The sequence below is a fragment of the Anabaena sp. CCY 9402-a genome, from assembly GCF_963920945.1.
GTDB classification, from domain to species: Bacteria; Cyanobacteriota; Cyanobacteriia; order Cyanobacteriales; family Nostocaceae; genus Trichormus; species Trichormus minutissimus.
The window spans coordinates 21,482-32,519 of sequence record NZ_CAWUDL010000076.1 but is presented as its reverse complement, the minus strand read 5'-3'; the positions used below and the strand labels follow the sequence as shown (position 1 = coordinate 32,519).

Here is an 11,038-nt window from a genome sequence, read left to right as displayed (position 1 = left end):
CTGCTATTGCATTTGGTGTTTTTTGCACCTGTTCTTCAAATAATTGATGCAGACATTGGTCAAGGACATACTCAGTATTTGTGAGATTCCAATCTACTAACAATTGTTGCCGTTCAGCATCACTGAGTAAGGGTAATTGCTGGACTGTTTCTTGGGGGTTAGCGACAATTGCTGTGATTAAATTCTGGAAATGACCCGCCATTCGGCTAATTGTCTCATCATCAAACAAGTCGGTGTTATATTCCCAATTCCCGATGAGTCCTTGGGGAGTCTCCGTCATCGACACAGTTAAATCAAACTTGGAGGTGATAGCCTCTATTGGTAACTGCGACAACTGCAACCCTGGTAACTCTAATTTACTCATCGGCGCGTTTTGCAGGGCAAACATCACCTGAAATAAAGGTGTATGGCTGAGATTCCGCTTAAGTTGTAGTGTGTCTACTATCTGCTCAAAGGGGACTTCTTGGTGGGCGTAGGCATCTAACGCCACTTGCTTGACTTGTTGCAGTAATTCTATGAATGGGGGATTATTTTCTAAACGCGATCGCAATACCAATGTGTTGACAAAAAAGCCAATTAATGTGTTTATCTCCAGGCGATCGCGGTTAGCTATCGGGCTACCAATAAGAATATCTGTCTGACCACTGTAACGATGCAGTAAGGTGACAAAGGCTGCTTCTAAGGTCATGAACAGCGTCACCCCAAACTTCTGACTGAGGCGATTGAGTTGTTCGGTCAATTCCAGAGGTAAGGGAAAATCTCGACTACTACCCCGGAATGTTTGAATGGCTGGGCGGGGTCTGTCGGTGGGGAGTTCTAATAGTGGTGGTGCATCAGCTAGCTGCTTTTGCCAATAGTTGATTTTTTTACTAAATACTTCCCCTTGTAACCATTGTCTTTGCCACACAGCAAAATCTGCATACTGAATCGGTAATGCTGGGAGAGGAGAAGGTTTACCTTGTATAAATACTGTATATAAAGTAGATATTTCTTGAATTAATATGCCAATTGACCACCCATCAGCGACAATGTGGTGCATATTCATCAGCAACACATGAGATTGTTCACTCAGCTTTAAGAGTGTCACCCGCATCAGAGGTGCTTGAGTGAGGTCAAAGGGTTTCTCTGCATCGAGGATGGCTAATTGTTTGACTTCATCTGAGCATTCTTGTAAATCGACTATTGGGAGTGTCAGGTTAGTGTGGGGATGAATTACCTGTACAGCATGACCATCAACCTTTGCAAAACTAGTGCGTAAAACTTCATGACGACGGATGACTTCTTGTAAAGCTTGTTCCAATGCTGAGATATCCAGCACCCCAGTCATTTGCACCGCCGCCGGCATATTGTAAGTGGCACTTGCACCTTCCATTTGGTAGAGAAACCAAAGGCGTTGCTGTGACCAGGATAGAGGTAAATTTCCGTTGTCTCGCGCTACAGTAGGGATTGATTCAATTTCAAAGCTTGAGCCTACCCGTTGGAAAAAGCTGATAATTTCAGCCTTGCGATCGCTCAGATTAGCACGAATTTCTGGTGTTAATCTACCACTGGGCGCATTACAGCGCAGCTTCACCCCTTGGGAGGAATTGGGATTGTCTTCCACCCATAGCTTAATGTCCAGGTTTCCTAATTCAGACAAAAATTCTTCAATGGGTTTCATACTTCAATTTCCTCCCGATTTTCTGATAACTCCACAGGTGTAGACTGTAATTTTTGGATAGTTGAGAAAATTTGCTCGATGTGGGCGGACAGTTCCATAACTGTGGGTGATTCCAACATCTGGCGCAAAGGTAATTCCACGCCGAAAGTTTGACGCAAGCGAGAAATGACCTGCATCGCATTCAACGAATTACCGCCGATTTCAAAGAAATTATCGGCAATTCCGACTTTTTCTAAGTTGAGAACTGAGGCAATTATTGTTGCGATCACTTGCTCTTTTTCAGTACAAGGAGCAATATATTGTACATGGGCTTGTTTTGCTAAATCTGCTTCTGGTAAGGCTTTTCGGTCTACTTTACCATTAGGTGTAAGAGGGAAGGTATCTAAACAGACAAAGGCTGATGGCAGCATATAGTCTGGTAGTTGCTGCTTGAGATAGTGACGTAATTCGCTGTTTGTCGGTGCTTCAGCTTCGGGGATGAAGTAGGCAATTAAGGTATCAGCTTGAGTGGTAACAACTGTCTGTTTGATTTGGGGATGAGTTGCTAGTTTGGTTTCAATTTCGCCTAGTTCGATGCGGAAGCCACGAATTTTGATTTGTTGGTCTATGCGTCCTCTAAATTCGATTGTTCCATCTGGGCGATAGCGTGTTAGGTCGCCGGTTTTGTAGAGAGTGAGGGACTGGGGATAGGTGATAGTGCTATTCTCTACGCCCAATTGAATAAATTTTTCTTGGGTTAAGTCTGGGCGTTTCCAGTAGCCTTGGGCTAGTCCTGCGCCTCCGGTGTGGAGTTCTCCCCAGACTCCTATGGGGACTGGTTGTAGGTTGGGGTCGAGGATGTAAACTCGGGTGTTGGCTATGGGGCGACCTATGGGGACTGATGAGTCTAAGTTGGTGTCGCTGGTTATGGGGTAGCAACAGGTGAAGGTGGTGTTTTCGGTGGGGCCGTAACCGTTAACTAGGCGAATTTGGGGTAGATGTTGTAATACTTTCTTGACGTGGGGGATTGATAGTACATCTCCGCCGGCTATGAGTTGTTGAACTGATTTTAAGTCTTCTATCCGTTCATCTACTATCAGATGGAATAGGCTGGCTGTTAGCCATAGGGTGGTGATTTGGTGTTGTTGGATTATTTGCCCTATCTCTTCTAAGCTGGGTTTGGGGATGGGCATGATGACTAATTTACTGCCATTGAGCAAACTACCCCAAATTTCTAAGGTTGCAGCATCGAAGCTGATGGGTGCTAATTGTAGCCAGGTTTCTGCTGAAGTGAAGCTAAGATAATCTGTGGCTTTAACTAATCGCACGACTCCCCGATGAGGAATGCTGACACCTTTGGGTTTGCCAGTCGAACCGGAGGTGTACATGATGTACGCTAAGTTGTCGGCTGTCACCTCTGTGTCGAGATTTTCTGTTGATTCCTCTTTGATGGCTGCTGCATCTACAGACAGGATGTTTGTAAATGTCGGTAATCTGTCAATTAAATCCGTCTGAGTTAATAAAACTTGCGGCTGTACATCCTCCAACATCCAAGCCAATCTTTCTTGGGGATATTCTGGGTCAAGGGGTACATAAACACCGCCAGCTTTGAGGATACCCAATACTCCCACTATAAAATCAAGGGAACGCTGCATACAGATACCCACGAGGACACCTGACTCTACACCCTGTCTTCTCAAGTAGTGCGCCACTTGATTAGCACGGTTATTTAACTCAGCATAAGTTAACTCTTCCCTGTCCCCTATAACTGCTACCGCATCAGGTGTTTTTTCTACTTGCGCTTCAAAGATTTGATGAATGCACTTATCGGCGGGATAATCAGTTTGGGTAGCATTCCAATCTACTAACAATTGCTGTAATTCTGTCGCTGTTAGCAGTGGTAATTCCCCTACAGGTTGGCGGGGATTGGCAATAATTGCTGTGAGTAAGGTTTGGAAGTGTCCCAACCATCGTTCAATGGTAGTGGCATCAAATAAATCGGTGTTGTAGTGGCAATCTAGAATTAGTTCATCTTCTATCTGAGTGATATTCCAATGAATATCGTAGTCAGTGGAATTGATGGGTTGAGTGAACCAACTGGTTTCCAGTTCGTCTAACTTGGGCAGTGTGATTGATCTATCTAAGTTGAATGTAACAGTAACTAGTGGTGATCTACTCGCATCTGGGTTGAGGTTTAATTTTTGAATTAGTTCGGCAAAGGGATAGTCCTGATGTTGGTAGGCTTCTAGTAAGACGTTCCTGATAGCTAAGAGATATTCTGAGAATGGGGTTGTACTTTGGTAGTCGCTGCTAATTGGTAAGACGTGAGCGCAATAACCGACTAAACTATCACTACCCGGAAGCGATCGCCCGGCTGTGGGAATGCCTACAATAATATTGGATTGTCCTGTCAATCTATGCAGTAATGTGGTGTATACCGCAAGCAGGGTCATAAATAAGGTACAACCTTGCTCTAGACTGACTTTTTTAATGGCGCGTCCTATCTCGCTATGGAGAAGTAAACTTTGCTTGCTGCCGCGATAGGTTTTGATGGGGGTGCGTGTTCTATTGCTGGGTAGGTCTAATGCAGGGATGGTGTCGGCAAATTTTTGCAGCCAGTATTGTTCATGGGTTGCCATTTCTTCTGTCTGGCTTTGTTGGATTTGCCAGTTGATATACTCCCGGTATTGCATGGGGGTAGGGAGTTGGCATTTTTCACCCTGACAGATAGCTGTGTATAAGGTGCTGAGTTCTTGGAGGATGACTCCTACTGACCAACCATCGACGATGATGTGATGACCGGTCAGGGTTAGTGTGTGTTCTTCTGGGGATAGTTGGATGAGGTGGAGGCGGAAGAGGGGGGCTTTGGTAAGGTCGAAGGGTTCTTGTAATTGGGCATGAGAAGAAAATTCTCCCCTGCCCCCTGCCCCCTGCCCCCTGCCCTCTTCAATTATTTCTACCCTGGGGAAAATTTGCTGCACGTCGCCTTCGGGGCTGATGCTGGTTCTGAGTGCTTCGTGGCGATTGACTATTTGCTGCATCGCCTGGGTTAAGGCTGGTAGGTTGAGTTTACCTTGGAGTTTGATGCTGACTGATTCGTTGTAGGCGGTGGAAGCTTCGTTACTCAGTTGTGCTAGTACCCATAGTTGTTTTTGGGCGGTACTGAGGGGGGCTGTGATGAAAAATGGGCGGTTTTGATAGAGTTCTCTGAGGGTGTTTAATTCTGGAAGGCTGGCGACTACTGCGGTGGGGTTTACGCCAAAGTCTATTAAACAGGCGATTTCGTCAACGCCGATGGCTTGCAGTTTGGCGACGACTTGGGCGCAAGTTTCAGGCGTGCCGATTAATGCACTAGATTGAATATAGCGATCGCAAGCAGAGGATAAAATATAATCTTGATCATCTTCGCTCAGGCTATCAAAATCTATCCCTAAACCTTGACTTTTCACGAGATTTTGGAATAAAGCTAGGGAAGATTTAAAATATTTACACAGTGGTTCTCTGGCTTGTTGGCGGGTTTGTTCTAAGTTATTTCCGACAAATGTATGTAGTAATACTGTAACTCTGCCTACTGAGGAATCATAACCATGCTCTGCTAGAGATTCGCGGTACAGGGCAATATTTTCTGCCAAGTCTTCCACACTTTGTCCCATGAGGTTAGTTAATACGCCTGCACCCATTTCTCCAGCTTTGATATATGTGTCTGGATTGTTGACGATGGTAATCCAGTCTTGCAGTTCGGCTTGCATGGGTTTGGGGAATACTTCCACGCTAACGGTTTGACCGACTCCGTTCTGCACTTGAATTGATTCCCCCCGCCACAATTTACGGACTGTTTCCATCTGTTGAAACATCAGTTCTCGATGTTTCCCGAAGGATTGGGGGGCTAATACAAAGTCGTTGGGATTCCAGCCGGAAGCGAAGGAAATACCGACGCGTCCTTGGGAAAGGTTATCTACGACTGACCATTCTTCTACTACTCGGATGGGATGGTGTATGGGGAGGACAACGCTACCGGAGCGAATTTGAATGTTTTGGGTTTCTCTGGCGAGGGCGGCGGCAATGACTGAAGGGTTGGGAGAAAACCCGCCAAAGGCATGAAAATGACGCTCAGGAATCCAAACGGCACTAAATCCATTTTTATCGCCAAATTTAGCCCCGGTAAATAATAGGTCATATTTATCATGGCTAAATTCTGATTCGTAGTTGCCGAAATAGTACAAGCTAAATTGTACTTTTTGGCTGGGAATATAGTTAGTTTTTTCCCTAGGGGTAGTTTTTTGTTTGCGTCGTTCCCAAAAGCCAGCTTTATTTACTGGCTGATTTAAATTAGCTGTTGGCAGCGACGCTGGAGACTTTTTTCCGGTGACATTCTCCTGTTGGGTGTGGGGAAAAAAACCACCTGAGCGCATTTCTGTAATACTGTCTCGCACCGCCTGAATAATCCACTCAATATCTGCATCGGTGTGGGCTGTGGAGAGAAAACAGGTGCGTCCTTCCCAAATGTACACACCTTTTTCTAGGAGGTGGTAGAAGAACACATCCATGTTAGCGGTGAAGACAAACCGGAATAGTGAACCGAAATTTACCACCCGGATGTCTATTTGTTGTTCCGTGAAAATATGATTGAGTTGTTCAACTAGATAGGCAGTCCGAGCATTTAAATTAGTTTGTAACTGTACACCCTGTTCTTTTAAATATTTCAAGGCGGCTCGACAAGTTGCCATCGCTAAGGGGTGCTTGTTAAATGTCCCGGCAAAAAATGTCCGGTCGGCTTGGGGATATGATTGGTCGCCAAATTGCCAATATCCGCCGTCTATACCGTCCATGAACTTGGCTTTACCTGCGACTGCGGCTAGGGGTAAACCACCACCAAATATCTTACTATAGGTGGCTAAATCTGCCTTTACACCAAAATGGGCTTGCGCTCCCCCTGGATGGATGCGGAAGCCTGTCATAATTTCGTCAAAGATTAAGGCTGTCCCCGCCGCTTCAGTGAGGTGACGCAATTCCTGTAAAAATTCTCGTGGTTGCAAGTTAGGAAAGCGACTCTGTACAGGTTCGACCATTACCGCCGCGAGGGTGTGCATTTGCGCTTGGAGAATTTCCAAAGCTTTGGGGTCGCCGTAGTTTAAGACTAAAACATCTTTGACGGTATTAGCCGCGATGCCGTTGCCAAGGGGGACGCTGGACATTCCTTCTGGTTGAGCCAATACCCCGTCAAAATGCCCATGATAAGAACCTGTAAAGATAGCAATGTGATCGCGTTTGGTGGCAGTCCGTGCTAATCTCAAGGCTACCATCACTGATTCTGAACCTGATTGACAAAATGTAGCCCGTTCTGCACCTGTGAGTTCACAAAGTAATTCGGCTGTTTCTAAGGCTAGTTCTGGTTGGGGGCCGACAGCTACACCTTTTTGCAGTTGTTCGTTAATGGCTGCAATCAGGAACGGCGCACCATGTCCAAATAAATGTGTGCCGAAACCCATTGCCAAATCTACATACTCGTTGCCATCTAAATCCCAAAAATGTGCGCCTTGGTAACGTGTCCCGACAATGGGATAGAGCATTTCTTTAATTCCCATGCGGAATCCAGCTACAGCACGGTTATCACCTAAGTGATGGCGGGAAGCTTGCGCCCTTTGTTTGGATTTTTGGGTGCGTTGGGTATAACGTTGGATGAGGTCTTCTAGGTGTTTTTGGGAGTGGGGATTGAGGAGTGCTGAGTGCTGAGTGCTGAGTGCTGAGTGGGGAGTGGGGAGTGGGGAGTGGTGTCCTTTGCTGTTACCGTTACCGTTACCGTTACCGTTGGTGGTTTTGCTTTTGCCGTTGCTGTTACCGTTACCATTGGTGGGTGTAAAGTTTGGCTGGGTTGATGCGGGAGTACCACGTAACACCTGCAATTGCTCTGACATGATTTGTGTCATCATTTGCAGTTGCTGCGCCATAATCCTCTCTATGGCTGTGTCTGAGTGGGAAGAAGATGCACCATTGCCGTTATTTGCGCTGTTACTGGGTGCAACTCGGACAATTGTGGCAACAGTTTGAGTAGATACTTCCTCCAAATTCGATGGAAAATTTTGTCCCGTCGTAGACTCAGAAGAATAATCATTGACCAACTTAGATATTGCTAACTCTTGCCGATGTCCTTCACTAACTACACTAACTGCAATATGCTGCTCAATATAGGTAGCTAAAGCGTTGATGGTGGCTAATTCTTCAAAAAACTGGCGAATGGCAATTTTAACGCCAAAAGAGTTTTCGATGCTGCGTACTCCTTCCATCAAAAAGATCGAGTCTGCACCCATTTCTAAGAATGGTGTGTTTACATCTACTTTATCTGGAGGAACTTGCAGCACTTGCCCAACTAAAGAACGCAGTTGTGCTAAGATTTCTCCCTGGCGTTGGGTATTGACAGATGAACTATTTTCGTGTGTGGGATTCATGGGGATGTTGTTGTGTTCAATCCAGTAACGTTGTCGCTGAAAGGGGTAGGTGGGAAGTGAGAGGCGTTGATGTGGATAGTCTGGCTGTAATCCTTGCCAGTTAATTGCTACACCTTGGATGTATAAAGTAGATAGGCTGTGGAGAAATACAGGTGACAGGTGACAGGTGATAGGTGACAGGTTAGGAGGCGAGGAGGTGTTTTTTTCATTCTTCTTGGGTGTTGTGTCGCCTGTGTGGTTACTCTTCGGTAGTACCTGAAAATCATTCTTTTCGGGCATCAGGGAAGCTAGCCAAACTGCACTGTTTTCTGTTTGGCACTGTTTGCCCAAGTTAGCCAAAACTGGTTTTGGCCCTAGTTCTAAAAATATTTTGCAGCCTAGTTCAAATAGGGTTTTTACCCCGTCCATAAATCTGACTGGGGCGCGGGTGTGGCTTTGCCAGTAGGCGACATCGGGAATTTCTCCTGGTGAGAAGAATTTGCCGGTGACGTTGGAAATTAAGGGAATTTGCGGTGCGTGAAAGGTAATTTGCTGGAGTGTGGCGGCAAATTCCTCTAAAATTGGCTCTACCAAGGGCGAATGAAAGGCATGGGAAACTGTCAGGTTACGGGTTTTGATGCCTTCTTGTTCTAAGATCGCAACTACAGCCTGCACCGATTCTTGTTTACCGGCAATGACTATATTTTCAGGGGCATTAATTGCTGCAATGGTTACATCTTGGGCATGATTTTGTATAGCTAGACGAACTGTGCTTTCATCTGCTAAGACTGCAACCATACTCCCCCCTGGAGGTAGAGATTGCATTAATTTGGCACGCTGGGCAATAAGTTTTAACCCATCTTCCAAGCTGAACACGCCAGCAACACAAGCCGCGACATATTCCCCCAGACTATGACCAATGACCGCAGTCGGGTTGATTCCCCAAGATTGCCATAATTTATACAGGGAGTATTCTAGGGCAAATAGGGCAGGCTGGGTATAGGCTGTTTCGTTGACTGGGGATTGGGGAACTGGGGATTGGGGATAGAGGATTTCTAATAGAGGTTTTTCTAAATACGGGCGTAAAATTTCGTCGCAGTGGTCTAAAGTTTCGCGGAATACTGGTTGGGTGTCGTAGAGTTGTTTGCCCATGCCGAGGTATTGTGAACCTTGACCTGTGAACAGAAAAGCTATTTTAGAAGTTTTTCTTTGGGTAAGGTGATGGTGTAATAATCCTTCTGTTGCCTGATTTTCAGCAAATGCACTCAGTTGTGTTTGCAACTTTGCCACAGAATCAGTTACCACAGCTAACCGATGCTCAAAATGGCTGCGTCCTGTATTAGCTGTAAAGCATAAATCAGCTAAGGATATTTGTGGGTGAGTTTGTAAATATTTTGTATAATTTATTGCTAATTCTTTTAATGCTTCCCCAGTCTTAGCGGACAAAGCCAACAGATGCACTGGACACTCATTTTTCTGTTGACTATTGACAGAGGTTGTGTGCAACGTTTCTACGGGACTCTCTAAAACAATATGCACATTAGTCCCACTCATCCCAAAGGAACTTACCCCAGCGATGCGTGATTTATCTTTGGGTTGCCAAGGTGTAGGTTGAGTAGGGACAATAACAGGCAAGTTTTCCCAAGGTATATGGGGACTGGGTTGATGGAAGTGCAAGTGCGGTGGAATTTCGCCGTGATGTAGTGCTAGGACTGTTTTGATTAATCCGGCAATTCCTGCTGCTGCTTCTAAGTGACCGAGGTTGGTTTTGACTGAACCTATAACTAATGGTTCTTCTGGGGAACGTTGGCGACAAAACACTGATGCTAATGCACCAACTTCGATGGGGTCGCCGAGGGAAGTTCCTGTCCCGTGGGCTTCGATGTAGGTGACTTGTGCTGGGGTGACTTTAGCATTATCGAGGGCTTGCTGAATTAGTTGCTCTTGGGCGAGTTGATTGGGTACTGTTAAACCGCTACTTGGCCCGTCGTGGTTGACAGCCGAACCGCGAATTGTAGCCCAAATGCGATCACCTACGGTGGGCGGAACGCCATCGCCATCAGCCAAAGCATCAGATAATCTTTTGAGGATAATTACCCCACAGCCTTCACTTCTGCCAAAACCATCGGCGGCCGCATCGAAGGTTTTGCAGCGTCCATCGGGGGCTAAGGCGTGGGTGCGGGAGAGAAATAGGGTAGTTTCGGGGAATAAGTTTAGGTTAACACCACCTGCGATCGCTAAGTTACATTCTCCAGCCCGTAAACTCTGGCTAGCTAAATGCACTGCCACCAAAGAAGATGAGCAGGAGGTATCCATTGCTAAATTTGGCCCCTGCAACCCCAAAATATAAGATAACCGACCAGAAGCAAAGCACAAACCGTTACCTGTACCATCGTGGGCAGTGATATTCTCGGCTTTGTCTGCGTTCATCCGTAACTTGGCGTAGTCATTGGGGCCGACACCCAAAAAAACACCTGTCAAACTATTAACTAGTTGTTTAGGATTAATCCCAGCTTCTTCTAACGCTTCCCAAGCTACCTCTAATAAAAGGCGTTGCTGGGGATTCATACTAACAGCTTCCCTGGGGGAAATGCCAAAAAATTGGGGGTCAAATTGGTCTACATTCTCTAAAAATCCGCCGTAGCGGGTGTAAACTTTCCCTGGTGTTTCTGGGTTAGGGTCGTAGTATTCATCGATATTCCAACGACTTCTAGGTACTTCTGTAATGGCATCTACACCATCACGCAATAACTGCCAAAATGTCTCCGGGTTGTTAGCTCCCCCCGGAAATCTACAACCTATGCCAATAATAGCGATGGGTTCAGTTTTAGCACGGTCAAAGGCTTCTAGTTTGGCGCGGGCTTCTTTGAGTGCTAATAACATCCGTTGGGATGCAGTCATTTGCTCGGTGGTTTCGGAACTCATTACAATTTACCCCTAATAACCCTTCTACCTGGTATGTCTTAATCTCTGC

General features: G+C 45.9%; 2 protein-coding genes. Both read right to left on the bottom strand.

What is annotated here, in order from left to right:
- The coding region (locus ACM0OR_RS22770) for a condensation domain-containing protein (RefSeq protein ID WP_414578855.1) at window positions 1-1,660 on the bottom strand (1,660 nt) is incomplete at its 3' end.
- Window positions 1,657-10,989 carry a MupA/Atu3671 family FMN-dependent luciferase-like monooxygenase gene (locus ACM0OR_RS22765; protein ID WP_414578854.1) on the bottom strand — a complete coding sequence of 3,111 codons (9,333 nt, stop codon included), beginning with the start codon at window positions 10,987-10,989 and terminating at the stop codon, window positions 1,657-1,659. The genes ACM0OR_RS22770 and ACM0OR_RS22765, both read right to left, overlap by 4 nt.
- Window positions 10,990-11,038 lie beyond the last annotated feature (49 nt).